We start from the raw sequence: 24474 nt of genomic DNA on the forward strand, positions 1-24474 counted from the left end.
AGCCGCGAAGCGGCGTCTCGAAGGGCGAGGGCCCGGGCCTTCCATCCTTCGAGACGCGCGCAAAAGCGCGCTCCTCAGGATGAGGAACTAACGCCGTCATTGAGACGCGCATCTCTCTCCACATCGTCATTGCGAGGAGCGCAAGCGACGAAGCAATCCAGAGTCTCTCCGCGGAGGGTTTCTGGATTGCTTCGCTTCGCTCGCAATGACGTGGAGAGACTGCGCCTACCCCCGCCGCTTCGCATTCGCGGCGATCGCCATCAGCGTGCGCTGGGCGATGGCGGCGGCGAGCGTGGACTGCTTGCGGGTGTCGAGCGCGGCGGTGGCGAGCTGCTCGATCACGGCGGCGAGCCTCGTTACACTGAAATTGCGCAGCGCCGTCTCCACTGCGGGCTTCCTTGAAAAATGCAGCCGTGGATATCCGCCGTCGAGCACGGCGGAGGCCGGCGTGCCGTCGGCGATGGCGAGCGCGGATTTGTGCAGCCACGCGGCCTGGCGCTGTGCTGCGGAGATGATCACGCCGGGATAGGTGCCGGCGATCATGGCCTTTGCGAATTCGGTCTCGACGATGTCGGGCCGGCCGGCGAAGGCGCCGTCGACGATTGGATCGAGCTTCAGCTCGGACGCATCGGCGACCACGGCCATCACGTCGTCCAGCGTGATCTCGCCTTTGCCATGGGCATAGAGCGTCAGCTTGCGCAGCTCATTGCGCGAGGCCTGGCGGTCACCGCCGAGGAACGACATCAGCGCGGCGCGGGCATCCTGTGCGATCCGCAAATTCGCGATGCGGAGTTCGTCTTCCATCAGCTTGGCGAGGTCGCGCTCGGTGTCGGGATAGCAGCCGATTGCGACCGCCGTCTTGGCCTTCTCGCAGGCCTTGCGCAGCGGCGATTCCGGGCGCAGCTCGCCGGCCTCGATCACGATGCGGCAATCCTTCACGTTCATCTCGGCCAGCGTATCGACGCCGCTGGCAAAGCTGCGCGAGCCGGCGCGGATGCGGATGGCGCGGCGGCCGCCGAACAGCGGCACCGTCATGGCTTCGTCGACCAGGCGCGACGGCTCGGCGGAGAGTTCGTCGCCGTCGAGCTTGACCATTGCGAACGGATCGTTGGGATCGTCGACGGCGGAGGCGATCAGCGCATCCGCGCGCTCGCGCACGAGGCCGGCATCGGGACCGTACAGCAGGATGATCGGACGGCCCGCATCGGGGCGGGCGAGGAAGGCGTCGATCTCTTTTCCGCGCAGCGCGACCATGATCTAGATCGTCGTTCCGGGCGCGCGCAGCGCGAACCCGGAATCCAGAGGTTAGGGATCGAGATTCCGGGTTCGCCCTTCGGGCGCCCCGGAATGACAGGTGTGACTTACGTGCCCGCGGTGAAGAACGAGGCGAGCCGGGTCGTGATGTTCTCGGCGATCTCGTTGGCGGCACGATCTTCCGCATCGCGCACGGCGCGGTTGCGGGCGAAGCGCTGGTAGGAGCCGGGCATGTCATAGGACACGCGCGAGAACGTGGTGCCGGTCATCACCGACTTGCCGCTGACGACCTCGATCAGATTGTACTGGGCGTCGATGCCATAGTTTTCGCTGTTCGGCAGGCCGGTCGCGGGGTCGAGGATCAGCGACGATTTGCTGGAGGTGAAGCGGATCTCCAGACGGTGGGTCGGCGGCATGCCCGTGGCGGTGCCGTAGAGCTTGAAGGCGAGGGCGTTGCGGACCTCGACGCCGACGCGGGCTTCGCGGGAGGCATTCGGCTTGTTGATCGGCGGAAGGTCGACCCCCATCAGCTTCTCGCGCAGGCCGGGGGTGCCGTCGGTATGCTCGGCATACATCGGCTGGAAGCAGCCAGCCGTCAGCGCCGCCAGAGCGGCGACCGCCAGCAAGCGGGCTGCGATGCGGATCCTAGCCGACAACATTCACGATCCTCTTGGGGACGATAATCACCTTGCGGACGGGTTTGCCGTCCAGGGCCAGCTTTACCGCATCGAGGGCCAAAACGGCAGCCTCGATTTCCGGATTCTGGGCCGCTGTTGCAACTGTGACCTCACCCCGCTTCTTGCCGTTGACCTGGACCACCAGGGTCACGCTGTCTTCAACCAGCAAATCGCGTTCGATTTGGGGCCAATTGGCCTCCGAAACCAGCCCGGAGTGGCCCAGAACCTGCCAGCACTCCTCGGCCAGATGCGGCATCATCGGTGAGAACAGCTGGACCAGGATCTGGCTGGCTTCCCGGATCGCCCAGGCCAAGTCCGCGGCCGGCTGGCCGGGGCGCTGGAGCACCTCCGAGAAAATATTCGTGAACTCGCGAATATGGGCGAGGCAGACGTTGAAATGCAGCCGCTCGACGCCGGTGGTGACCTTGTCGAGCGCACCGTGGGCGGCCTTGCGCAGGAGGAGCGCGTCGTCGCTGAACGAGGACGGCCGGGCCGCGGGGGCGGCCTTGCCGAGTTCCACCGCATCGTTCACCAGCCGCCACAGCCGCTGCACGAAGCGCGAGGCGCCCTGGACGCGCTCGTCGCTCCAGATCACGTCGCGGTCGGGCGGGGAGTCCGACAGCATGAACCAGCGGGCGACGTCGGCGCCGTAGGTTGCGATGATGTCGTCGGGGTCGACCGTGTTCTTCTTCGACTTCGACATCTTCTCGATCGGACCGATCTGGATGTCTTCGCCGGTCGCAAGCAGGCTCGCGCGGCGGTCATTGCCGGCGCCTTCGATCTTCACCTCGGCCGGCTGCACCCAGCTGCCGTCGGCCTTCTGGTAGGTCTCGTGCACCACCATGCCCTGCGTGAACATGCCGGCGAACGGCTCGTCCAGCGTGACGTGCCCGGTCGCCTTCATCGCGCGGGTGAAGAAGCGGCTGTAGAGCAGATGCAGGATCGCGTGCTCGACGCCGCCGATATACTGGTCGACCGGCAGCATCCGGTTGACGACGGCGGGCGTCGTCGGCGCGGTCTCGTTCCAGGGATCGGTGAAGCGCGCGAAGTACCAGGACGAGTCCACGAAGGTGTCCATGGTGTCGGTTTCGCGTTGCGCCTTGCCGCCGCATTTCGGGCAGGTGACGTGCTTCCACGTCGGATGATGATCCAGCGCGTTGCCCGGCTTGTCGAAGCTCACATCCTCCGGCAGCACCACCGGCAGGTCTGCATCCGGCACCGGCACCACGTCGCACTTCGGACAATGGATCACCGGGATCGGGCAGCCCCAATAGCGCTGGCGCGAAATGCCCCAGTCGCGCAGGCGGAAATTCACCTGCCGCTCGCCGACCGGCGCGTTGCCGCGCAGCTCATTTTCCAGGCGTTTTGCGACTTCGTCCTTGGCCTGGTCGATCGTCATGCCGTCGAGGAAGCGCGAATTGATCATGCGGCCGTCACCGTCATAGGCGGTGTCGGTGATGACGAACGTCTTCGGGTCCTGGCCCTCGGGGCACACAACGGGCGTGTTGCCGAGATTGTACTTGTTGACGAAGTCGAGGTCGCGCTGGTCATGCGCGGGGCAGCCGAAGATCGCGCCGGTGCCGTATTCCATCAGCACGAAGTTGGCGACATAGACCGGCAGCTTCCAGCTCGGATCGAACGGGTGCACCGCGCGGATGCCGGTGTCGAAACCCTGCTTCTCCGCGGTGTCGATGATCGACTGCGCGGTGCCGATCTTCTTGATGTCGGAGATGAACTCCGCAAGCTTTGGGTTCTTCGCTGCGGCGGCCTGCGCCAGCGGATGATCCGCCGAGATCGCCATGAACTTCGCGCCGAACAGCGTGTCCGGGCGCGTCGTGAAAATCTTCAGCTCGCTTTCGCCGGCGGGCGTGGTTGCCGCATCCAGCGCGAAGCGGACCAACAGGCCCTCGGAGCGGCCGATCCAGTTGCGCTGCATCAGCCGCACCTTGTCGGGCCAGCGGTCCAGCCCATCCAGGGCCGACAGCAGTTCCTGCGAGTACTTCGTGATCTTGAAGACCCACTGGCTCATCTCGCGCTGTTCGACAACGGCACCGGAGCGCCAGCCGCGGCCGTCGATCACCTGCTCGTTGGCGAGCACGGTCATGTCGACCGGATCCCAATTGAGCTTGCGCTTCTCGCGCTCGGCGAGGCCGGCGGTGAGCATGTCCAGGAACATCTTCTGCTGATGCTTGTAGTAGCTGGGGTCGCAGGTCGCGAATTCGCGGCTCCAGTCCAGCGACAGCCCGATCGAGCGGAGCTGCTTCTTCATCGCGGCGATGTTGTCGTAGGTCCAGGCCTTCGGGGCGACCTTGCGCTCGATGGCGGCGTTCTCGGCCGGCAGGCCGAACGCGTCCCAGCCCATCGGGTGCAGCACGTTGAACCCCTTGGCGCGCATGAAGCGGGCCAGCACGTCGCCGAGCGTGTAGTTGCGGACATGGCCGATATGGATGCGCCCGGACGGGTAAGGGAACATCTCGAGCACATAGTATTTCGGGCGCGAATCGTCGTTCTTCGAGACGAAGATCGCCTGCTGGTCCCAGGCAGCCTGCCAGCGCGGTTCGGCGTCGCGGGCGTTGTAGCGTTCGGAGGTCATGGAATCGTTGGGTTTTGTTGGATTCGGCCGTCTAAAGAGGCCGGACTAGGCCATAGAAGTCCTCGGGGGGTCAATGGGTTGCCGCAGGCGCTGGCGCCCCGCAATGCTGCTCCGCAAAAGTACGGAGGAGGGTATTGGGATCGGATTAAGGGGTCGGTGCGAATTTGGCCGCCAACAGCACCCGCGCCAGGCGATGGATTCAGGCTTCGACGATCCCGATTACGACTATGCCGCGTCCATCGCCGGACGGGCGATGCGGAGCATGGCCGAGCAGCAGATTCCGCCGACGCCGACCAATTTCGCGATCTGGTTCCAATATTTCGCCGGCAGCCATGACGATCTTCGCAACGCCGTCGATCTCCTGATCGATCACAACCGTCCCTTCGACACCCGCACCAATCAGGACCTGTTCGAGACCTACGTCGCCCCCCAGGTGAGCGCCGTCGTCGTCACGTCCGAGCGGCTGCACGCCCTGATGGGGACGGCGAAGGAGTTTCTGGCAACCGCGATCGCCGACAACCACTCGCAGATCAAGGCGATCAGCGAGGTCGCCGACCAGGGCAAGGCCGGCGTCGATCCGAAGGCGCTGGTGGCCCAGCTCATGAACGAGCTGGCGCGCGCCGCCACGCGGGCGACGCGGCTCGAGGCGGGCTTTGCCGAAAAGACCCGCGAGCTCGACGTGATCCGCGATTCGCTCTCGAGGTCGGAGGAGCGCGCCCGGACCGACACCCTGACGGGCCTTGCAAACCGGCGGGCGCTCGACGAGTTCCTGCGCAAGGCGCAGACGACGGCGGACTGGGGCGAGCCGCTCAGCGTGCTCCTGCTCGACATCGATCACTTCAAGACCTTCAACGACAGTTTTGGCCATGGCGTCGGCGATCAGGTGCTGCGCCTGATGGCCAAGGTGCTGCGTGAAAAGGTGCGCGAGCAGGATCTGCCGGCCCGCTATGGCGGCGAGGAGCTGATCGCGGTACTGCCCGATGCCGATCTCGCCACCTGCACCGAGATCGCCGAGCGCATCAGGTGCGCGATCGCCGAATGCACCATCACGCGGCGCTCGACCGGCGAGACCCTGCCCGGCATCAGCGTGTCGATCGGCGTGGCGCAGTACCGGGCGGGTGAATCCGTCACCGACCTCATCGAGCGCTGCGACCGCGCGCTCTATCTCGCCAAGGGTGGCGGCCGTAATCGCGTGGTGACGGAGATCGAGCTCGATCGCGCGGGAGCTGCGGGCTAAAGCATGATCCGGAAAAGTGCGCAGCGGTTTTCCGAAAAGATCATGCTTAAACAACAACCTAAAGCGCGATGACGATTCATCCTAATCTCATCGCGCTTTAGGCGCTGGCCGCGAGCATCATCGCGGTGCCGCCGTTCTCGATCGCCTGCACGCCGTGCTCGACGACGTTGTTGCGGCCGCGGTGCTTGGCGGCGTAGAGCGCGGCGTCGGCGGCTTCGATGAGATCGCCGGGGCGCAGCGTCTCGTTGGGCTTCGTCGCGGCAACGCCGATCGAGACCGTGACGATCATGTGGGCCGAAGTGATGTGCGGCAGGCAGAGCTTCAGCACCGCCGCGCGCACCAGCTCGCCGATCTCGACAGCGCGGTTCACATCGGTGTTCGGCAGCAGCAGGCAGAATTCCTCGCCGCCATAGCGGGCCGCAAAGCCCATCGTGTCGGCGGCAATACCGGAGAGCGACTCGCCGAGTCTCGTCAGGCAGGAATCGCCTTCGAGATGGCCGTAGGTGTCGTTGAACAGCTTGAAGTGATCGACGTCGATCATCAGCAGTGCGAGCTCGCTGTTATATTGCTGTGCGCGCATCCATTCGAAATCGAGCCGGCTCTGGAAGCCGCGGCGGTTGGCGAGGCCCGACAACATGTCGATTGAGGCCATCACCGTCAGGCGGTCGTTGCTGGCGATCAGCTCGCGCTCGCGCTGGCTGAGCTGCGCGGCCATCGCGTTGAAGGCGCGGGCCAGCGGCACGAATTCGGACGGCAGGCGGTTGCGCGCGGCGCGCGCCGAGAGGTCGCCCTCGCCAAGGCGCTTGGCCATGTCGGCCAGCATCTCGATCGGCTTGATCACGAGTTTCTCGGCGGCGATCAGCGCGCCGAGCAGGACGAACAGCACGACGAAGGCGAGCTGAAGATAGGCGGTGCGGATGTCGCGGCTCACCGCCGCGGACACCTTGTCCTCGTCGATGCTGGCGATCAGGCGGGCATTGGTGCCGGCGATGCGGATGTAGCTGACCGCGCGGCGGGAGCCGTCGGCGGCGAGGAAAGACAACGATCCCTCGTCCTGGTCCGACCGCAGCGCCTTGTCGGCGATCGCCGACATCAGCGGCATGTTGTCGAGCGGGCGGCCGATCGCGCCGTGCTGATCGGCCGGTGCGGCTAGCACGGTCCCGGCGCTGTCGACCAGCACGGCGGTAATGCCGGCGCGGCCGCCGAGATTGTTCATGACCTTCGACATCCAGTCGAGGTTCACGGTGGCGAGCACGACGGCGTCAGTGACGCCGCTGAACGCGGACACCGGATAGACCGCCATGACTGTCGGCGACGGCACCGGGCGCGACAGGATGAAATCGCTCAGCACGAAACGGCCGGTTTCCTGCGCCTGCTGAAAGTACGGCCGGTCACTGAGATCGAGGCCGACATACATGTTGTTGGTGGCGCACTGGATGCGTCCGTCCTGGCCGGCGATCAACAGCGTGCGGATCCAGGGAAGGTTCGACGGCAGGCTCGCGCGCAGCACGTCGCAGCTCTTGGTGATGCCGCCGGCGGACGCGCGAATGAAGGCCTCGGATTTAAGGATGGTCTCGACCGACGAGATCACCTCGCGCTGCGCATCGGCGCTGTGCCGTGCAATATTGGTGAACTCAGCAGCGGCCTGCGCGATCTGCTTGGCGCGCGTGTCCTCGAGTGAGCGGATCCGCTCGAACATCAAGGGCGTCACCAGAATCACCGCGAGCAACGCAAGCCGCGCCCGGATTCCGAGAAGCTGCTTGAGTTTCACTCGTTTGCGGTTGAAACTGACGTTTGCCATCTTCGCTACCCACCCCGCGGGCAAGGTAAAGCGAAGGGTTCAAAAACTCTTTCTTGAACTCGGTAAAATTGGACTTACCTCGGTTACGATCGTAAGCAATCGTCGTCATGACAGATGAAAACGTAGCGCCGGTAACCGGCCATTCACCAAACGCGCTCGCCGCGGTCGAGGCCGAAATTGCACGCGCCTGCAAGGAAGCGCGCCGGGATCGCGCCTCCGTCACGCTGATCGCGGTCTCGAAAACGTTCGACGCCGATGCAATTATCCCGGTCATCGCCGCCGGACAGCGCGTATTCGGCGAGAATCGCGTGCAGGAGGCCAAGGGCAAGTGGCCGGCGTTAACGTCCATCCACCCCGATATCGCGCTGCATCTGATCGGGCCGCTGCAATCCAACAAGGCCAAGGAGGCGGTTGCGCTGTTCGATGCCATCCATTCGGTCGACCGCCCGAGCATTTGCCAGGCGTTAGCCAAGGAAATCGAATCCCAGAAAAAGCACCCGCAGCTCTTCGTCCAGATCAACACCGGCGAGGAGCCGCAGAAGGCCGGCGTCGCGCCTGGCGAGGCCGACGCCTTTCTCGCGAGCTGCCGCGACACCTACGGGCTGACGATTTCAGGCCTGATGTGCATCCCGCCGGTGGACGAGCCGCCGGCGGCGCATTTCGCGCTCACGGCCAAGATCGCGGAGCGCAACGGCTTGAAGAACCTGTCGATGGGCATGAGCGCGGATTTCGCGACAGCCATCATGTTGGGCGCCACCCATGTGCGCGTCGGGAGCGCGATCTTCGGGCATCGGTAGAAGCTATTTGCGCCGGTGCGTAGCCCGGATGGAGCGAAGCGAAATCCGGGACCGGCATCGCTTCCAGCTACCAGCGTCCCCGGATTGCGCTTCGCTCCATCCGGGCTACGGGTCGTCGCTTCGTTCGCAATGACGGCGAGGCCTACACAAACCCCACCGACGCCTTCCCCAGCACGCCAAAGTCCACCGCAAAATGATCGCCGGCCTGGATCGGCAGCGGCGGATGGCATGTGCCCGTCGTCACCACCTCCCCTGCCCGCAAAATGATGCCGAGCCCGCGCAGTTCGTTGGCGAGCCAGGCGAGCGCGACGCGGGGATCGCCGAGCACGTTCTTGCCATGACCGGTGTAGTGCTGGCCGCGCAGCGTGATCTGCGGCCGCTCCTCGACGAGATCCATCGCGCGCCAGTTCGCTGACGTTGCTGCGCCCAGCACGAACAGATGCGCGCACGCATTGTCGGCGATGAGCTGCGCTTCGCCGGCGCCGGCGAAGTCGGCAAAGCGCGAGTCGGGAATCTCGATCGCGGGATGCAAGGTCTCGACGGCGGCGAGCACCTCGTCGACGCTGTACGGTATCGCGCGCGGCGGCAGATCGCGTCCCATGCGGAAGGCGAATTCGGGCTCGCCGACGCGCATCTCGTTGCCCTTCATCGACGCGGTGCCGCCATCGGCGATCACGGTGTCGCTCATGATGCGCCCCGCGAGCGGTCCCGCGACATTGATGTGCTTCTGTCCGGCTTCGCTGGTTGCGGCGATCTTCCAGCCAAACAGTTTTCCGAGCGATTGCGTTTCGAGGACGGCCTGGATCGCATAGCCATCAGCGCGGCTCTGTGGCCGCAACTTGGGCTCAAGCGCGTCGAGCTTGGTGCCGTCACGCCAATGCTTGACCAGGACGTTGGATGCTGTGGCGATCTGATCCCTGTCGAGCATGTGTCCTCACCCGATGATGATTTTTGTTCTTGGTCCCAGTCGTCGCAGCAATTGTAGCATCGCCGCCCTGGTCATCGAGACGCAGCCCGCGGTCGGTCCGAAATTATCGCGCGCCAGATGCAGGAACACGGCGCTACCGCGGCCGGCGATCCGAGGCCTGGTGTTGTGGTCGATTTCGATGATGAAGTCATAGAGATGGTCGGCCCGCTTGAGCCGGTCACCGCCCTGCTCCCGGCCCAGCCGGATCGCCTGATTGTAATGGCGGTCTTTGGGGTCCTCGCACCAGGCGTCGGTGTCGCCAATCGGCCTTGCCGGTAAAAAGGTCTGCGGCCGGCTGTGCCGGTCGCCCCGCCACCACAATTGCCGGGGGTGGAAGCTGCCCCTGGGGGTGCCGCCATCGCCCTCGCGCTTGTTCGCCAGGATGCCGCCGCGCCCCAGCGCCACCGGAGTCGTCAGCGCTCCGGCGGTCAGCCAGCCCCGGCGCGGATTCCCGGCGGCAGGCTTAACGCGGATCGCGGACAGTGGTCCGGAGCTCCGATTTCGGGTATAAGCGGCTGACACAGCTTTGTTTTTCATGTGAACGGGCGATGTCGAATTCATTACAGGACATTCATCAAAACGCCCTGCTATTTTGAGTTAGAGTGGTTCTGGCTTGTGAATCGGTAACAGCCCACTACTTCAACACGAATAACAATAATAAGCGCGACCCCTAAACTTCCCCTCGCGGCTTGGTGCAGCATGGTTGCGCGCCTCGTCGGACTCCAAAAGGATGACCCCCTATGGCCAATGCCCGCAAGATCCTGATCGTGGATGACGATACCGATCTGCGCGACACGTTGGTGGAGCAATTATCGCTGCACGAAGAATTTGAAGCCTCTGCCGTCGATACCGGCGCCAAGGGCGCCAGCGCCGCAAAGGCCAATTCCCCCGATCTCGTCCTGATGGATGTCGGGCTTCCCGACACCGACGGCCGCGAGGTGGTTCGCTCCCTGCGCAAGGGTGGCTTCAAGGCCCCGATCATCATGCTGACCGGGCACGACACCGATTCCGACACGATTTTGGGCCTTGAATCCGGCGCCAACGACTACGTCGCAAAGCCCTTCCGTTTCGCGGTGTTGCTGGCCCGCATCCGCGCGCAGCTCCGCCAGCACGAAGCCAGCGAGGACGCTGTGTTCTCGGTCGGCCCCTACTCCTTCCGTCCCGGTTCGAAGATGCTGACCGCGGCCAATGCGCGCAAGGTCCGCCTCACCGAGAAGGAAACGGCGATCCTCCGCTTTCTCTACCGCGCCGGCCAGATGCCGGTGTCGCGCGAGACCCTGCTCCAGGAGGTCTGGGGCTACAATTCCGGCGTCACCACCCACACGCTGGAAACCCACATCTACCGCCTCCGCCAGAAGATCGAGAAGGACGCCGCCAACCCGGAAATCCTGGTGACGGAAGCCGGTGGCTACAAGCTGGTGCCGTGATACGTTCCGGAAACGCGCGATTCGTCGTAAATTCGCGCGTTCCTCGAGCTTCGGACCGGAATGTCAATCGACGACGACGTAGCGCTACTGGAGCGTGTCCCGACACTGCGCCTGTTGGGAGACGCCTCGTTGCGCATGCTGGCGATCGGCTCGGAGCAGCGTAACTTCGTTCGCGGCGATGTCCTGTTCAATCTCGGTGACGACGCCGATGCCGGCTACGTGGTCCAGCGCGGCGCCTTCCGCGTCGATGATGGCGCCGGCGCCGAGATGATCGCAGGTCCCGGCGCGCTGATCGGCGAGCTTGCGCTGGTGGTGCCGATGAAGCGGCCGTCGAGCGCGACTGCGCTGGAGCATTCCTCCGTCATCCGCGTCGCGCGCAGCCTGTTCCAGCGTGTGCTCGAAAGCGATCCCGCCGCCGCGGTTCGTCTTCGTGATGAATTCGCAGTGCGCTCCAGCCAGATCGCCAGCGATATCCTGATGGCGGGCGCGAAGCTGACGAGCTGAAGATCGCAGCCTCGTAGCCCGGATGGAGCGCAGCCGTAATCCGGGATTCGCGCCTCCGGAAAGACCGTCCCGGATTTCGCTGCGCTCCATCCGGGCTACGGAACCTCAAACGTCCAGCGTCACCGTCACGGGCACATGGTCCGACGGCCGTTCCCAGCTCCGCGCATCGCGCAGAATCTTGAAATCCTGGACCGCTTCCTTCAGCGCGCGCGACACCCAGATGTGGTCGAGCCGGCGGCCGCGATCGCCGACGGTCCAGTCGGCGGAGCGGTAGCTCCACCAGGTATAGACCTTCTCCGACAACGGAATGCGGTCGCGCGCGACGTCGATCCACTCGCCGGCTTCGAGCGCGGCCTTCAGCTTCTCGGTTTCGACAGGCGTGTGCGAGACGACTTTGAGAAGCTGCTTGTGCGACCACACGTCGTTCTCGTGCGGCGCGACGTTGAGGTCGCCGACCAGGATGTGGCGATCCTCGCCGCGCGGATGCAGCGGCTCGCACGCCTTCATCTCGTCGAGGAAGCGGAGCTTGTGGTCGAACTTCTCGTTCAACGCGGGATCGGGAATATCGCCGCCGGCGGGCACGTAGAAATTATGCAGCACCAGCGGCTTTGCGATGTTCGCCTTCTCGCCGAACGACACCGAGATGTGGCGCGAATCCACCTTGTCGCAGAAGGTTCGGATGTCGGTGGATTCGAATGGAATCTTCGAGACGATGGCGACGCCGTGATAGCCCTTCTGTCCGTTCAGCGCGACGTGCTCATAGCCGAGCCGCTTGAAGCGCTTCAGCGGAAAGGCATCGTCGATGCACTTGGTTTCCTGCAGGCACAGCACATCCGGCCGCGCGCTCTTGAGAAACTTCGCGACGAGATCGATGCGCAGCCGCACCGAGTTGATGTTCCAGGTTGTCAGGGAAAAACGCATGGGAAATGCGTCTTAGCAAGCTCTCGCAGGGTGGGCAAAGGCGCAAAGCGCCGTGCCCACCGTCTTTTCCCTGCGAATGGCCGGACGAACTCTCTCGTGCCCCGGACGCTGCGCGGCACGAAGTGACGCGCTGCAGAGCCGGGGCCCGTCTGCGCGGCATTCTGGGTCCCGGCTCTGCGCCGCACCGCTGCGCGCTGCGCCGCGTCCGGGACACGAGACCGAGCTAACCCGGCGACGGGCCGTAATTGGTGAAATCGATCTTGAACATGCCGGGATCGAGCTTCTTGGTCGAATCCAGATTGTAGACCGCGATCGTGGTGTCGTAGCCCTGCGGATCGGTGACGGTCCACTGCTTGAGCTGGCCGTCCTTGGCGCCGAACATCAGCAAGAGACGACTGGTGCCAACCAGCGCCTGCTTCTCCTCGATGGTGACGCTGACGAAGACGTCGTCGGCCGAGACGTTGACGACGTTGGTGTCCTTCATCAGGTCGATGCGGTCGGACAAGAGAAAGCGCAGCGGCGTCTGCGACAGCGGATAGACGTCCTGGGTCGCGAGCTTGCGGTCGCGCACCACCAGCGAAGATCCGTCTGCGACGATGTCGATCGGGCTTGGCGCGTCATATTCGAAGCGCACCTTGCCGGGCTTCTGAATGTAGAAATCGCCCTGCGTCTTGCTGCCGTCCGGCCCGACCTGGACGAAATTGCCGACCAGCGTCTGGAGCGAGGACAGATAGGCGCTGACCTTGGCGGCCTGCGCCTTCTGGTTGGCGTCGAAGGTCTGGAAGATGCTGCTCGGCACGTTGCGGCGCGGGTCCGGGATCACCGGATTCGGCGGCGCCTGCGTCGCGCCGGTGACGGAGGGCCCGCCGGCGGAGGCTCCGCCATCACGGCCCTTCGGCGCGGGTTTGGGCACGGGGACGCTCTGCGCGAACGACGCGGCAGTCACCATCGCGGCGGTGACGAGAAGCACGCCGGCCACGCGCGCGCTTCGCGCAGCAATGGTGGCAGCGAATCGAATGTCCGGATGTCTGATCAACGCGTCGTCCTGTGTGGCTGGGCGCCTTTTTAACGTGATTTCGGGCAAAAGCAGATAACGATTTCGCGTGAAATTATGTTTTGAAGCCCCTCGCCTCACATATGGCTGTCTTCTTCCTCGACCAGAATCTCGCGCTTTCCGGCGTGGTTGGCGGGGCCGACGATGCCTTCCAGTTCCATGCGCTCCATCAGCGAGGCAGCGCGGTTGTAGCCGATCTGCAGGCGGCGCTGGATGTAGCTGGTCGAGGCCTTGCGGTCGCGTTTGACGATCGCAACAGCCTGCTGGAAGAGGTCGCCGCCGCCATCTCCGCCCATGCCGGTCGCGTCGAACACCGCGCCGTCCTCGTCCTCGGTCGGCTCCTCGGCCGTGACCGCCTCGAGATATTCCGGCTGGCCCTGGGTCTTGAGGTGACGCACTACCTTCTCGACTTCCTCGTCGGAAGCAAAAGGTCCGTGCACGCGGCTGATGCGGCCGCCGCCCGCCATGTAGAGCATGTCGCCCTGGCCGAGCAGTTGCTCGGCGCCCATTTCGCCGAGGATGGTGCGGCTGTCGATCTTCGAGGTGACCTGGAAGGCGATGCGGGTCGGGAAGTTCGCCTTGATGGTGCCGGTGATGACGTCCACCGACGGACGCTGCGTCGCGAGGATCACATGCAGGCCGGCCGCGCGCGCCATCTGCGCGAGGCGCTGCACCGCGCCTTCGATGTCCTTGCCGGCGACCATCATCAGATCGGCCATTTCGTCGACGATGATGACGATGTAGGGCAGCGGATCGAGCGAGAGTTTCTCTTCCTCGTAGATCGCCTTGCCGGTCTCCTTGTCGAAGCCGGTATGCACGGTGCGCGTCGGCTCCTCGCCCTTGGCCTTCAATTCGCCGAGGCGCGTGTTGTAGCCGTCGATGTTGCGCACACCGAGCTTGGCCATGTTCTTGTAGCGCTCTTCCATCTCGCGCACGGCCCATTTCAGCGCGACCACCGCCTTCTTCGGGTCGGTCACGACGGGCGTGAGCAGATGGGGAATGCCGTCATAGACGGAGAGTTCGAGCATCTTCGGATCGACCATGATCAGGCGGCACTGGTCCGGCCGCAGCCGGTAGACCAGGCTGAGGATCATGGTGTTGATGGCGACCGACTTGCCGGAGCCGGTGGTGCCGGCGATCAGCATGTGCGGCGTGCGCGCGAGGTCGATGATGACGGGGTCGCCGCCGATGGTCTTGCCGAGGCAGAGCGGCAGCTTCGCAACCGTGTCGGTCGCTTCTTTAGCCACCAGCAGCTCGCGCAGATAAACCTTTTCGCGATGCGCGTTCGGCAGCTCGATGCCGATGGCGTTGCGGCCGGGCACGACGGCGACGCGCGCCGACAGCGCGCTCATCGAGCGGGCGATGTCGTCGGCAAGACCGATCACGCGCGACGACTTGATGCCGGGCGCCGGCTCCAGCTCGTACAGCGTGACGACGGGACCCGGATTGGCCTTCACGATCTCGCCGCGGACGCCGAAGTCCTGCAGTACGCCTTCGAGCGCGCGCGAATTGGTTTCCAGCTCGGCCTTGCTGAGCGGCTGGCGATCGCCGGCCTTCGGCGCGGCCAGCATGGAGACGGACGGAAGATCGAACTTGTCGGAGCCCTTCTTGGAAGCGGCCTTCGGCGCAGATTTCTTCTTCGGCGCGCGCGCGGCGGGCTCCTCTTCTTCCTCTTCCTCCTCCTCGCCTTCCTCTTCTTCTTCCTCGTGCTCGTCCTCGTAATCCTCGTCCTCGGCCTGCGGCGAGATCGAGGGCGCAGCGCGGCCGCCGCCGAGATTGGGCTCCTGGCGGCTGAATGCGACGGCCTTGGTTTTCGGTCCGCTCGACACCAGCGAGCGGTAGGCGGCACCGCACAGCCAGATCAGCCGCGCCTTGGTGCTCATCAGCGCATGGAACAGCCAGCCGAGCGACACCGAGCCGCGATCGCTCTCCTCGTCCTCGTCGAGCGGCTTGTCGTCATCCTCGATCTCGGCGAGCTCTTCGTCGTGCTCGCGCGCGCCGAGGCCGCAGGCGATCAGGAAGGTCGCGGCCATACCCGCGAACAGGATCACGCCGAGCACGGTGCGATAGATCGTGCCTGGTGGTCCGAAGATCACCGCGGGCGCGCGCACCAGAGCGTCGCCGACCACGCCGCCGAGGCCGGTCGGCAGCGGCCAGGCGCCGCCATGCGGCCAGCAGCTGACAAAGCCGGCCGCAATCACCGTGCAGAGAATCCAGGAGCCGAGCCGCAGCGCCTCGCGGTCGAACGGGCGATGGGTCATCATGCGCCAGCCCCAGACCGCGACGGTCAGGACCAGCATGATCGCGCCGAGCCCGAGGATCTGCATCGCAAGGTCGGCGCCGATCGCGCCGGCATAGCCGAGAATGTTGCGGATCGGCCGCGAGGTCGCGTGGCTGAGGCTGGGGTCCTGCACCGACCATGTCATCAGCGCCGCCGAGGCGACACCCGCCAGGGCGATCAGGCCAAGGCCGGTGAGCTCGCGCATGCGCCGCGCCAGCCCCTCGCGGAGCGAGGGCGGCAGATGGCCGACCAGTGGAATGACACGTTCGATTGCCGACATGCTCATGGGCCCCGCCTAACCCAGAGTTTCGACCAGCCGGTGCAGCGCCTGCGCCGTGGTCTCGCTATCCTGCACCAGTGCGAGGCGAATGTAGCCGGCACCGGGATTGAAGCCGTCCGGCTGCTGCCGTGCCAGGAAGCTGCCGGGCACCACGCGCACGCCTGCTTCGGTGAAGAGCTTCAGGCACACCGACACGTCGTCGCCGATCTCGGACGTGTTGAGCCAGACGCAGAAGCCGGCGTCGGGCCGGCGATAGCCGTAGCGGTTGCCGATGATCTGGTCGGCGAGATCGAACTTGATCCGGTAGAGCCTGCGGTTCTCCTCGACATGCGCTTCGTCGCCATAGGCAAAGGTCGCGACATGCTGAAGCGGCACCGGCACCTGCGGCGCCGCGATGTTGCGCAGCTCCAGGAACATGCCGATGAACTTCTTGTCGCCGGCGGCGAAGCCGACGCGCAGGCCCGGGAGGTTGGAGCGCTTCGACAGCGACTGGAACGCAGCCACGCGGGTGAAATCGGGGCCAGCGCATTCGAGCGCGCTGCCCGGTGCTTCGCGGGTGTAGATCTCCGAATAGCACTCGTCGCTGAGGATCATGAAGCCGTAGCGATCGGCGAGCTGCTTCAATCGCCTGAAATAGTCGGGCTTGGCGACCGAGCCCTGCGGATTGGCGGGCGAAGCCAGATAGAACGCCACCGTGCGCGCCAGCGTCGCCTCGTCGATGGCGTCGAGATCGGGCAGAAAACCGTTTTCGACGGTGGTCGGCAGATAGACCGGCTCGCAGGCGGCTGCGAGGGCACCGGCGCCATAGACCGGGTAGAACGGGTTCGGCATCAGGATGGCCGGCTTGCCCGGACGCGGGCCGACATAGCGCGCGGCTGCGATCGCGGCGAGGAACAGCCCCTCGCGGCTGCCATTGAGGACGAGAATCTCGGCCTTGGGGTCGAGCGGCCGCGGCAGCCTGAAGCGCGACGACAGCCAGGCGCTCGCGGCCTGGCGGAACGGCTCGGTGCCCTGGTTCATCGGGTAACGGCCGAAATCGGCGATGTGCTTGGCCAGCACCGGGCCGACGAAGTCGGGCACGGGATGCTGCGGCTCGCCGACCGCGAGCGAAATCAAGGGCTTGCCGGGTTGATGCGGCGCCAGCAACTCGTTCAGCCGGACGAAGGGCGAGCGTGCGTTGTTGGAGCTTCCACCGTCCAGCGGCGCACGGGTTGAAGCGGTCATGACCATTCTGGGCGCCAGTACTCTTGGAACGGCCGGTCGCACGAAAGCGCCGGCGGGAAACGGTTCAGTTCACCATAGATAGGGCGAGGTTAAGACGCGATTAACCATCGGCTTTCCGCGCCATCAAGAGTCATTTCCGTAACCCAGATGAGAGGTTCCGGCCCGGCGGGCGGAGCCTTGCCGGTGATTGTATACGGAACAGCCGCCACCCCGCTCGCGCGGCGGCATGATCGGCCGCGCGTCGGTCGTCGTCTGGTGATGTGCCGATCGCGGTCTCGGCCTAATGCCCCGGCAGCTTCTCGAACGTCGCCATGCCTGCGGGGATCGCGTGGAACTCCTGCTTGTCGCAGGTGTAGATCGCCATCTGCGGGTGGAACTGCTCCGGCTCGTCCAGCGTGCCGACCTTCAGGATCGCGGCAGGCAGGCCTGGAACCTTGGTCACCAGATGCGTGCCGCATTCGGGGCAGAATTCGCGCGTCACCGCCCGCTCGAGATCCTTGCGCGTGAACTGCTTGGGTTGTCCGATGATGTAGCTGAAGCCGTCCGCCGGCATCGCGATGAAGGTGTTGGGCGCGCCGCCCGAGATGTACTGGCACTCGCGGCAATGACACTGGGCCTGCATCATCGGATCGCCCTCAGCCACGTAGCGCACTTCGCCGCAATAGCATCCGCCTTCCAAACGCATGACGACCTCCCGTTTTGTTGTTCGTTGTGGTCGATATTTCTGCGCCGGCAATCTGGAATGGCAATCCTTTTCTTCTTCACACCCGCCAAAAAGAAAGGGGCTCCAACTTGCGCTGGAGCCCCTCAACGGTCGGGGCATTGCCGGGTATGTGCCCAAACCGTAGTTGTGGACGCGGCCCCGAGGAGAGCCGCGCCCGGGAGGAGAGTTACATGTTGTAGGCGCGCTCGGTGTGCTCGGTGATGTCGAGGCCTTCACGCTCGCTCTCGACATTGGCGCGGAGGCCAACGATCACATCGACGACCTTGTAGAGGATCGCCGAACCGATGCCCGACCACACCAGCGTGGTGCAGACGCCCCAGATCTGGGAGATCATCTGCGCCGCGAAGTCGTAATCGGCAACCTTCGGCGGGATCGCGGTGTAGTCGATGATGCCGGCGCCGCCGAGGGCGGGGTTGACGAGGATGCCGGTGCCGAGGGCGCCGACAATGCCGCCGACGCAGTGCACGCCGAACACATCGAGGCTGTCATCGTAGCCGAGCGCGTTCTTCACGACGGTGCAGAAGAACAGGCAGACCACGCCGACGATCAGGCCGAGGACGATCGCGCCCATGACACCGGAGAAGCCGGCGGCAGGCGTGACGGCCACGAGGCCCGCGACAGCGCCGGAGATGACGCCGAGCACCGACGGGTGACCCTTCACGATCCACTCCGCGAACATCCACGACAGCGCGGCGGCTGCGGTGGCGACGAAGGAGTTGGTCATGGCGAGGGCAGCGCCGCCGTTGGCTTCGAGGTTGGAGCCGGCGTTGAAGCCGAACCAGCCAACCCAGAGCAGCGAGGCGCCGATCATCGACATGGTCAGCGAGTGCGGAGCCATCAGCTCCTTGCCGTAACCGACGCGCTTGCCGATCAAGAGAGCGCCGACGAGGCCCGCGATGCCGGCGTTGATGTGCACCACGGTGCCGCCAGCGAAGTCGATCGCGCCCTTCTTGAAGATCCAGCCGGCGTCGGCGTTGATCTCGTCGAGCTTGGCCTGAGCCGCAGTCTTCGCCGCCGCATCACCCGCCGCAGCCAGAGCCTTGGCAGCGTCCTGGATCGCGTCCGGGCCCGGCCAGTACCAGACCATGTGCGCGATCGGGAAGTAGATCAGCGTGACCCAGAGCGGGATGAACAGGGCGATCGCCGAGAACTTCATGCGCTCGGCGAAGGCGCCGACGATGAGGGCGGGCGTGATCGCCGCGAAGGTCATCTGGAAGCACATATAGATGAGCTCCGAGATGTTGGCGTCGACCGAGAAGGTCGCGGCCTTCGAGTCGGTGGTGACGCCCATCATGAAGGCCTTCGAGAAGCCGCCGATGAAGTCGGAACCGCCGGTGAAGGCGAGGCTGTAGCCGTAGACGGCCCAGATCACGGTGACGACGCAGACGGTGTAGAACACCTGCATCAGAACGGAGAGCATGTTCTTGGAACGGACGAGGCCGCCGTAGAACAGCGCGAGGCCGGGGATCGTCATCAACAGCACGAGCACTGTCGATGTCAGCATCCAGGCGTTGTCTCCCTTGTTGACCGTTGGCTCGGCATAGGCTGCGGTCGCAGCGAACAGGCCGACTGCAAGAGCCGCCAATCCCGCGCCATAGGGACGCTTAAACGTCATTTTATTCACTCCTGATTGGATAAGAAGGTTGAGCGCGAAATCAGAGGGCCGCCGCATCGGCCTCGCCGGTGCGGATGCGAACCGCATGGTCGAGGTTGATGACGAAGATCTTGCCGTCACCGATCTGTCCGGTTTTCGCGGCGGACGTGATGGCGTCGATGGTCTTGTCGACCTGGTCGGAGGCGACAGCGACCTCGATCTTGATCTTGGGCAGGAAGCTCACGGCATATTCAGCGCCGCGATAGATTTCCGTATGGCCTTTCTGGCGGCCATATCCCTTGACTTCCGTCACCGTAAGACCGTGAACGCCGATGGCGGTCAGGGCGTCACGGACTTCTTCCAGCTTGAATGGCTTGATAATCGCCATAACAATTTTCATGGGTCCTATCCCCGCTTGGGCCCGGTCCGGACGTGGCCGGGCGTTTCTCGACTGGTTCGCCACGAGGGAGAAGTTCACTACGCGGGCACAGCCGGGACCCTTAGAATCAAATGCCGTGCCAGATCGGACGTGTTGCCTAACGGACTATGAAAACGGGTGTTTTCGCGTTTGGCGCGTATTGCGGTGCAGTGCGCTATTACGTCGCGCTCAAAACGTGGTCAGGTCTGCTCAAAATACCGGCATGACAGGCCGCCGACACAATGTTGCACAGGCGTCGGGCAGTCAAAAGGTAATTAAGTAGGGCGATCGCCTATTGCAGGGCTTCGCCGTGCCGCGAAATATCGAAGCGGCTCGCGGCGTGCTCACGGGATATGCGCAATCGACCTGGACGATCAGGCGGCCTCGCGCTCAGCAAAGACCCGGTCGATCAATCCCCACTCGACCCCCTGCTGCGCGGTCATGAAGTGGTCGCGGTCCAGGGTCCGTTCCACCTCCGCCTCGGTGCGCCCGCAGTGCTGCGCGTAGAGCCGGGTGATGCGTCGCTTGGTTTCCTGCATTTCGTTGGCGTGGATCAGGATGTCGGACGCCTGGCCCTGGAAGCCGCCGAGTGGCTGATGGACGTGAAGGCTGGCATTGGGCAGGGCGGCGCGGTGACCGGGCTCGCCGGCCATCAGCAGGAACGAGCCCATCGAGCGCGCGGTGCCCATGCACAGCGTGTGAACCGGCGCCTTGATGAACTGCATGGTGTCGTACATCGCGAGCCCGCTGGTGACCACGCCGCCATAGGAGTTGATGTAGAGATTGATCGGCCTGTTCGGATTCTCCGCTTCCAGGAACAGCAATTGCGCGCAGACCAGTCCGGACATGGCGTCATTGACCTCGCCGTTGAGGAAGATGATGCGCTCGCGCAGGAGTCGCGAGTAGATGTCGAAGGATCGTTCGCCGCGGGCGGATTGTTCGACGACCATAGGGACGAGCTGAAGCATGTCGCGCATCGGCGACCTCCATGTCTGCAGGTGATGAAAGGTTGGTTGGTGTCAGGCCGCGGCGCGCATCAGGCAGCAATTGCTGTTGGCCGGCTGCGGCAGCTTCGTGTCATCGTCGCAGGCCTGCTGGATGATGCTGATGCGGGTGCCTCCGTCTTCGTTCGGCTCGATCCGGAAGATGACGTGGCTTTCGCGAAATGGCGGCTCGGAATCGCGCAGCCGGTAGCGCACCTCTTCGCCTGTGATCGTTGCTTCCGGCTCGGCATCGGCAAGGTCGCAATCCGGCAGCCAGCGCTCGCGCAAAGCCGGAATGGTCACGGCGCGCCAGACCTTTGCCGGTGGCGCATCGAATTCGTATTCGAGCACGAGGTCTGCGTCGGGACGATCGGGCTTCACGGCGTCGCTCATTGATCCATGTCCTTCAGGAGGTCAGCGAGTGCTTCCATGCGCTTCGGCCAGTAGGCGCGATAACGCGCGAGCCATGCCGCGATGGCGACGATTCCGTCCGGGTCGACTTCGTAGTTCACAAAGCGGCCCTGCCGCTGCTCGCGCACGAGGCCTGCCTCGCGCAGCACGGCGAGATGCTGCGACATCGCCGGCTGGCTGATCTCCAAACCGTCGCGTAAGGCGCTGGCATTCAGGCTGCCGCCAGCGAGCTTCTCAAAGACCTTTCGGCGCGTCGGGTCGGCCAGTGCCTTGAAGATGTCGGCTTCAATCATGTCGACACATAAGCACGTGCTTATGTGTCGCGCAAGCCCCGATTACTGCAGCGCTTCGCCGTGCTGCGAAATATCCAGCCCCTCGAGTTCGTGCTCACGGGACACGCGCAAGGGCACGAACAGGCCGACCAGCTTGAGCAGGATGAAGCTGACGCCTGCCGCCCAGACGAAGGTGACGGCGACCCCGTAGAGCTGGATCAGGAGCTGCTGCGGATGGCCCTCGAGCAGGCCGGCGGTGCCGCCGATCGCGCTAGTTGCGAACACGCCGGCCAGCAAGGTTCCGGTCAGGCCGCCGATGCCGTGGACGCCGAACACGTCGAGGGAGTCGTCATAGTTGAAGCGGTGCTTCAGCCAGGTGCAGGCCCAGTAGCAGACCGCGCCGGCGACGATGCCGATCACGATGCCATGCCAGGGCGCGACGAAGCCAGAGGCCGGCGTGATGGTGCCAAGGCCGGCAACAGCGCCGGAGATCATGCCGAGCACCGATGGCTTGCGCCGGGTCGACCATTCGATCGCACCCCAGGTCAGCGCGCCGGAGCAGGCGGCAAGATGCGTCGCGATGATCGCCAGCACCGCGCGCGAATTGGCCGCGCCCGCCGAGCCGCCGTTGAAGCCGAACCAGCCGACCCACAACAGGCCGGTGCCCATCACGGCGAGCGACAGGTCGAACGGCGAGAGATTTTCGGTGCCGTAGCCGTGGCGGCGTCCCATCACCTTGGCGGCGACGAGGCCGGCGGTGCCGGCCGACAGATGCACGACGAGGCCGCCGGCGAAATCCATCACGCCCATGCTGGCGAGGAAGCCGCCGCCCCACACCCAATGCGCCAGCGGAATGTAGACGAAGATGAACCAGGCGACGGAGAACAACAGATAAGCGGAGAACCGCATCCGGTCGGCCACGGAGCCCGCGACCAGCGCCACCGTGATGATCGCAAACGTCATCTGGTACAGCATGAACAACGCTTCCGGGATGGTCTTCGCCGCCGGATTGACGCTGTCCATCGTCATGCCTGCGAGGAACCAGCGGTCGAGCGAGCCGATCCACGGCCCGTCGCCGACGAAGCAGAGCGAATAGCCGAACGCGACCCAGAGAATGGAGATGATCGTCACGGCCGCGAGGCTCTGCGCCATGGTCGCGAGCACGTTCTTCTTGCGCACCATGCCGGAGTAGAACAGCGCGAGCCCCGGGATCGTCATCATCAGCACCAAGGCGGTGGCGACGATCATCCAGGCGGTGTCGGCGGTGTTGATCTCGGAGCTCGCTGCGTGCGCTGGAGCGGCGAAAGCGGACACAAATCCGATCGGCGCAGCCATAGCAGCTGCGCGGCGCAACAATCCCGCCATGTCGTTCCCCCCGGCATCAATTGGCGTCGCACGCTGTGGCGTCGTTGCCCGGTGCGATCGAAAGAAGTTTTTTAAAGCGCGTCGCTGTCGGTTTCGCCGGTGCGGATGCGCAGCGCGTGGTCGATCGGCGTGACGAAGATCTTGCCGTCGCCGATCTGCCCGGTGCGCGCCGTCGCGGTGATGACGCTGACCGCCTTGTCGGCGACGTCGGAGGCGACCGCGATCTCGATCCGCAGCTTCGGCAGGAAGTTCACGACATATTCCGCGCCGCGATAGATCTCGGTGTGGCCCTTCTGGCGGCCATAGCCCTTCACCTCGGTCACGGTCATGCCGTGGACGCCGATCGCCGTCAGGGCCTGGCGGACCTCATCGAGCTTGAACGGTTTGATGATCGCGACGACGAGTTTCATGGTCAGGCCTATTCCCCGGGATGCGCCGCGCCGTATGTCCCCGGCGCAGCGTCAATCTGGCATCTTTCCGGGCAAATGGCATAAAAAAGTTGCAGATTGAAGCGGAAAAACGTTTGGCCATGTGAACGGCCGCCTCTGTACAGGGCATCCGTTCATCCCTCACAATGCGTTTTTGGCATGGATGCGGTGAACCGAAGCGTCCCAGCCGGTACATAAGTATGTTCGAGGGGGACGTTTCATGGCGAGTTGGTTCTACGCATCCGAGGGCAAGCAGCAGGGGCCCTATCCGGAAGCGCAATTCCGCGACCTGATCGCGCAAGGCGTGGTTCGCCCCGATACGCTGGTTTGGTCGGAAGGCATGGCCGGCTGGCAGAAGGCCGCCGAAATCCCGGGCCTCATCAGCGGTGGCGGTGCGCCCCCGATGATTCCCGCCGGTGCTCCCCCGATGATGGGTGGCGGTGGTTATGCCGGCGCACGCAGCGCCTCCGGCGGATCGCTGTCGGCTGATTTCAGCGTGTTCGGCCTGCTCGGTCGTACCATTGTGTTTGTCATCGGCATGCTGCTCGTGATTCCGGCGCCCTGGGTCGCCGTCTGGTTCTACAAATGGATCACCTCGCATATTCAGGTGCCGGGTCGCCCGAACTTCGGCTTTGCGGGTCAGCCGATGGACATCTGGTGGGCGCTGATGGGCAACGCGCTCCTGACTTATGCCGGCGCAACCGGAATTTCGTACGCGCCGCTCGTTGCCATGATCGTCAATGCCTTTTTCGGCTGGGTCATTATCCGCTGGATCGTGGCCAATCTCACCTCGAATGGCGAGCGGCTGCCGATCTCGTTCAATGGCAGCGCAATCGGCTATGTTGGCTGGTATCTGCTGATGCTCGTTTCGACCATCACCATCATCGGCTGGGCCTGGGTCCTGGCGTTCTGGATGCGCTGGATATGCAGCAATACCGAGGGCACGCGGCGCGAGATCGTGTTCAACGGCAGTGGCTGGCAGCTCCTCTGGCGTACGGTGGTCTTCTCGCTGGCCTGTAGCTTCATCATCCCGATTCCCTGGATGCTGCGCTGGTATGGCGGCTGGTACGTGTCGCAATTCGCGCTCGTCGACCGTGGGGTTGCCGCTCGCGGCTTCTGACGAACTCTCCTTCTGCGCGGAGCTTCCTCCGCGCAGAACGGAAGCCCAACCTCCGTCGCAGGCGGCCTGCATTGCATCTTGTGCAGCTCGGGCCGGTTGCCCTAGGTTGGTCCTATTGCAAGATACAACTCATTGGGGGCAT

Annotated in this window: 23 protein-coding genes; 5 read left to right on the plus strand and 18 right to left on the minus strand. The window is 64.6% G+C overall.

Going from position 1 to position 24474, the window contains the following annotated elements; genetic code table 11:
- Positions 1 to 225: 225 nt before the first annotated feature.
- The 3 genes from holA to leuS form a co-directional block, all read right to left on the minus strand.
- Complete coding sequence (holA, locus tag VGR99_RS37615) at positions 226 to 1254, minus strand: DNA polymerase III subunit delta (RefSeq protein WP_326904998.1); 1029 nt, start codon at positions 1252 to 1254, stop codon at positions 226 to 228.
- Positions 1255 to 1361: 107 nt separating this feature from the next.
- Positions 1362 to 1913, minus strand: a complete 552-nt coding sequence (gene lptE / locus VGR99_RS37620) for an LPS assembly lipoprotein LptE (protein WP_326904999.1) — start codon at positions 1911 to 1913, stop codon at positions 1362 to 1364.
- Positions 1900 to 4524, minus strand: a complete 2625-nt coding sequence (gene leuS, locus VGR99_RS37625) for a leucine--tRNA ligase (RefSeq protein WP_326905000.1) — start codon at positions 4522 to 4524, stop codon at positions 1900 to 1902. The genes lptE and leuS overlap by 14 nt, the downstream gene beginning before the upstream one ends.
- A gap of 193 nt (positions 4525 to 4717) precedes the next feature.
- Here leuS and VGR99_RS37630 point away from each other — a divergent pair, with 193 nt between their 5' ends.
- The gene (locus tag VGR99_RS37630; RefSeq protein WP_326905001.1) at positions 4718 to 5761 is read left to right on the plus strand and encodes a GGDEF domain-containing protein; all 1044 of its coding nucleotides are present in this window, start codon (positions 4718 to 4720) and stop codon (positions 5759 to 5761) included.
- 97 nt (positions 5762 to 5858) lie between these two features.
- Here the strand turns inward: VGR99_RS37630 and VGR99_RS37635 are convergent, their stop codons facing one another.
- Positions 5859 to 7562: a diguanylate cyclase domain-containing protein gene (locus VGR99_RS37635; RefSeq protein WP_326905002.1), complete on the minus strand. Its 1704-nt coding sequence runs from the start codon at positions 7560 to 7562 to the stop codon at positions 5859 to 5861.
- Positions 7563 to 7669: 107 nt separating this feature from the next.
- Between VGR99_RS37635 and VGR99_RS37640 the strand changes: the two genes are divergently transcribed.
- Entirely contained in the window at positions 7670 to 8359 is a 690-nt protein-coding gene (locus tag VGR99_RS37640; protein ID WP_326905003.1) for a YggS family pyridoxal phosphate-dependent enzyme, read from the plus strand.
- 142 nt (positions 8360 to 8501) lie between these two features.
- On the opposite strand, the gene VGR99_RS37645 is transcribed toward VGR99_RS37640, so the two are convergent.
- Complete coding sequence (locus tag VGR99_RS37645) at positions 8502 to 9287, minus strand: 2-keto-4-pentenoate hydratase (protein WP_326905004.1); 786 nt, start codon at positions 9285 to 9287, stop codon at positions 8502 to 8504.
- Between the two features lie 6 nt (positions 9288 to 9293).
- A complete protein-coding gene (locus VGR99_RS37650; protein ID WP_326905044.1) occupies positions 9294 to 9863 on the minus strand; it encodes a L,D-transpeptidase family protein in 570 nt (189 codons plus the stop codon).
- Positions 9864 to 10066: 203 nt separating this feature from the next.
- On the opposite strand from VGR99_RS37650, the gene VGR99_RS37655 reads away from it, so the two are divergent.
- Together VGR99_RS37655 and VGR99_RS37660 are read left to right on the plus strand one after the other, a co-directional pair.
- On the plus strand, positions 10067 to 10753 hold the full coding sequence (locus tag VGR99_RS37655) for a response regulator transcription factor (protein ID WP_008142830.1): 687 nt from the start codon (positions 10067 to 10069) through the stop codon (positions 10751 to 10753).
- 60 nt (positions 10754 to 10813) lie between these two features.
- A complete protein-coding gene (locus VGR99_RS37660; RefSeq protein ID WP_326905005.1) occupies positions 10814 to 11257 on the plus strand; it encodes a cyclic nucleotide-binding domain-containing protein in 444 nt (147 codons plus the stop codon).
- A 105-nt stretch (positions 11258 to 11362) separates the two neighbouring features.
- Here VGR99_RS37660 and xth read toward each other — a convergent pair whose 3' ends face one another.
- The 12 genes from xth to VGR99_RS37720 all read right to left on the minus strand — a co-directional run bounded on the left by xth (position 11363) and on the right by VGR99_RS37720 (position 23194).
- Positions 11363 to 12178, minus strand: a complete 816-nt coding sequence (gene xth, locus VGR99_RS37665; protein WP_326905006.1) for an exodeoxyribonuclease III — start codon at positions 12176 to 12178, stop codon at positions 11363 to 11365.
- Between the two features lie 223 nt (positions 12179 to 12401).
- Positions 12402 to 13157, minus strand: a complete 756-nt coding sequence (locus tag VGR99_RS37670; protein WP_326905007.1) for an outer membrane lipoprotein carrier protein LolA — start codon at positions 13155 to 13157, stop codon at positions 12402 to 12404.
- Between the two features lie 152 nt (positions 13158 to 13309).
- On the minus strand, positions 13310 to 15799 hold the full coding sequence (locus tag VGR99_RS37675; RefSeq protein WP_326905008.1) for a DNA translocase FtsK: 2490 nt from the start codon (positions 15797 to 15799) through the stop codon (positions 13310 to 13312).
- A 9-nt stretch (positions 15800 to 15808) separates the two neighbouring features.
- Positions 15809 to 17023, minus strand: a complete 1215-nt coding sequence (locus tag VGR99_RS37680; RefSeq protein WP_326905009.1) for an aminotransferase class I/II-fold pyridoxal phosphate-dependent enzyme — start codon at positions 17021 to 17023, stop codon at positions 15809 to 15811.
- Positions 17024 to 17297: 274 nt separating this feature from the next.
- Positions 17298 to 17702 (minus strand): GFA family protein, encoded by a 405-nt coding sequence (locus tag VGR99_RS37685; protein ID WP_326905010.1) that lies wholly within the window; start codon positions 17700 to 17702, stop codon positions 17298 to 17300.
- A 205-nt stretch (positions 17703 to 17907) separates the two neighbouring features.
- Positions 17908 to 19356: an ammonium transporter gene (locus VGR99_RS37690; protein ID WP_326905011.1), complete on the minus strand. Its 1449-nt coding sequence runs from the start codon at positions 19354 to 19356 to the stop codon at positions 17908 to 17910.
- A 40-nt stretch (positions 19357 to 19396) separates the two neighbouring features.
- A complete protein-coding gene (locus tag VGR99_RS37695; protein WP_008142813.1) occupies positions 19397 to 19735 on the minus strand; it encodes a P-II family nitrogen regulator in 339 nt (112 codons plus the stop codon).
- Positions 19736 to 20127: 392 nt separating this feature from the next.
- Positions 20128 to 20730: an ATP-dependent Clp protease proteolytic subunit gene (locus VGR99_RS37700; protein ID WP_038932646.1), complete on the minus strand. Its 603-nt coding sequence runs from the start codon at positions 20728 to 20730 to the stop codon at positions 20128 to 20130.
- Between the two features lie 42 nt (positions 20731 to 20772).
- On the minus strand, positions 20773 to 21129 hold the full coding sequence (locus tag VGR99_RS37705) for an SRPBCC domain-containing protein (RefSeq protein ID WP_326905012.1): 357 nt from the start codon (positions 21127 to 21129) through the stop codon (positions 20773 to 20775).
- Entirely contained in the window at positions 21126 to 21440 is a 315-nt protein-coding gene (locus tag VGR99_RS37710) for a metalloregulator ArsR/SmtB family transcription factor (protein WP_326905013.1), read from the minus strand. Before VGR99_RS37710 ends, VGR99_RS37705 begins: the two co-directional genes overlap by 4 nt.
- A 42-nt stretch (positions 21441 to 21482) precedes the next feature.
- Positions 21483 to 22784, minus strand: a complete 1302-nt coding sequence (locus VGR99_RS37715) for an ammonium transporter (RefSeq protein ID WP_326905014.1) — start codon at positions 22782 to 22784, stop codon at positions 21483 to 21485.
- Positions 22785 to 22855: 71 nt separating this feature from the next.
- Positions 22856 to 23194: a P-II family nitrogen regulator gene (locus VGR99_RS37720; protein ID WP_028176997.1), complete on the minus strand. Its 339-nt coding sequence runs from the start codon at positions 23192 to 23194 to the stop codon at positions 22856 to 22858.
- 238 nt (positions 23195 to 23432) lie between these two features.
- Here VGR99_RS37720 and VGR99_RS37725 point away from each other — a divergent pair, with 238 nt between their 5' ends.
- Complete coding sequence (locus VGR99_RS37725; protein WP_326905015.1) at positions 23433 to 24332, plus strand: DUF4339 domain-containing protein; 900 nt, start codon at positions 23433 to 23435, stop codon at positions 24330 to 24332.
- Positions 24333 to 24474: the final 142 nt, after the last annotated feature.

Origin of the sequence: Bradyrhizobium sp. (genome assembly GCF_035935975.1) — a bacterium.
Lineage (GTDB): Bacteria > Pseudomonadota > Alphaproteobacteria > Rhizobiales > Xanthobacteraceae > Bradyrhizobium.

What these genes read in the sequence shown, in the direction of transcription:
- VGR99_RS37650 (WP_326905044.1), bottom strand. Translation starts at nt 9,863, where the DNA reads ATGAAAAACAAAGCTGTGTCAGCCGCTTATACCCGAAATCGGAGCTCC.
- VGR99_RS37675 (WP_326905008.1), bottom strand. Translation starts at nt 15,799, where the DNA reads ATGAGCATGTCGGCAATCGAACGTGTCATTCCACTGGTCGGCCATCTG.
- xth (WP_326905006.1), bottom strand. Translation starts at nt 12,178, where the DNA reads ATGCGTTTTTCCCTGACAACCTGGAACATCAACTCGGTGCGGCTGCGC.
- VGR99_RS37635 (WP_326905002.1), bottom strand. Translation starts at nt 7,562, where the DNA reads ATGGCAAACGTCAGTTTCAACCGCAAACGAGTGAAACTCAAGCAGCTT.
- VGR99_RS37680 (WP_326905009.1), bottom strand. Translation starts at nt 17,023, where the DNA reads ATGGTCATGACCGCTTCAACCCGTGCGCCGCTGGACGGTGGAAGCTCC.
- VGR99_RS37715 (WP_326905014.1), bottom strand. Translation starts at nt 22,784, where the DNA reads ATGGCGGGATTGTTGCGCCGCGCAGCTGCTATGGCTGCGCCGATCGGA.
- VGR99_RS37720 (WP_028176997.1), bottom strand. Translation starts at nt 23,194, where the DNA reads ATGAAACTCGTCGTCGCGATCATCAAACCGTTCAAGCTCGATGAGGTC.
- VGR99_RS37685 (WP_326905010.1), bottom strand. Translation starts at nt 17,702, where the DNA reads ATGCGTTTGGAAGGCGGATGCTATTGCGGCGAAGTGCGCTACGTGGCT.
- VGR99_RS37660 (WP_326905005.1), top strand. Translation starts at nt 10,814, where the DNA reads ATGTCAATCGACGACGACGTAGCGCTACTGGAGCGTGTCCCGACACTG.
- VGR99_RS37630 (WP_326905001.1), top strand. Translation starts at nt 4,718, where the DNA reads ATGGATTCAGGCTTCGACGATCCCGATTACGACTATGCCGCGTCCATC.
- lptE (WP_326904999.1), bottom strand. Translation starts at nt 1,913, where the DNA reads ATGTTGTCGGCTAGGATCCGCATCGCAGCCCGCTTGCTGGCGGTCGCC.
- VGR99_RS37710 (WP_326905013.1), bottom strand. Translation starts at nt 21,440, where the DNA reads ATGATTGAAGCCGACATCTTCAAGGCACTGGCCGACCCGACGCGCCGA.
- VGR99_RS37695 (WP_008142813.1), bottom strand. Translation starts at nt 19,735, where the DNA reads ATGAAAATTGTTATGGCGATTATCAAGCCATTCAAGCTGGAAGAAGTC.
- VGR99_RS37700 (WP_038932646.1), bottom strand. Translation starts at nt 20,730, where the DNA reads ATGCGCGACATGCTTCAGCTCGTCCCTATGGTCGTCGAACAATCCGCC.
- VGR99_RS37725 (WP_326905015.1), top strand. Translation starts at nt 23,433, where the DNA reads ATGGCGAGTTGGTTCTACGCATCCGAGGGCAAGCAGCAGGGGCCCTAT.
- VGR99_RS37705 (WP_326905012.1), bottom strand. Translation starts at nt 21,129, where the DNA reads ATGAGCGACGCCGTGAAGCCCGATCGTCCCGACGCAGACCTCGTGCTC.
- VGR99_RS37690 (WP_326905011.1), bottom strand. Translation starts at nt 19,356, where the DNA reads ATGACGTTTAAGCGTCCCTATGGCGCGGGATTGGCGGCTCTTGCAGTC.
- VGR99_RS37655 (WP_008142830.1), top strand. Translation starts at nt 10,067, where the DNA reads ATGGCCAATGCCCGCAAGATCCTGATCGTGGATGACGATACCGATCTG.
- VGR99_RS37640 (WP_326905003.1), top strand. Translation starts at nt 7,670, where the DNA reads ATGACAGATGAAAACGTAGCGCCGGTAACCGGCCATTCACCAAACGCG.
- leuS (WP_326905000.1), bottom strand. Translation starts at nt 4,524, where the DNA reads ATGACCTCCGAACGCTACAACGCCCGCGACGCCGAACCGCGCTGGCAG.
- holA (WP_326904998.1), bottom strand. Translation starts at nt 1,254, where the DNA reads ATGGTCGCGCTGCGCGGAAAAGAGATCGACGCCTTCCTCGCCCGCCCC.
- VGR99_RS37645 (WP_326905004.1), bottom strand. Translation starts at nt 9,287, where the DNA reads ATGCTCGACAGGGATCAGATCGCCACAGCATCCAACGTCCTGGTCAAG.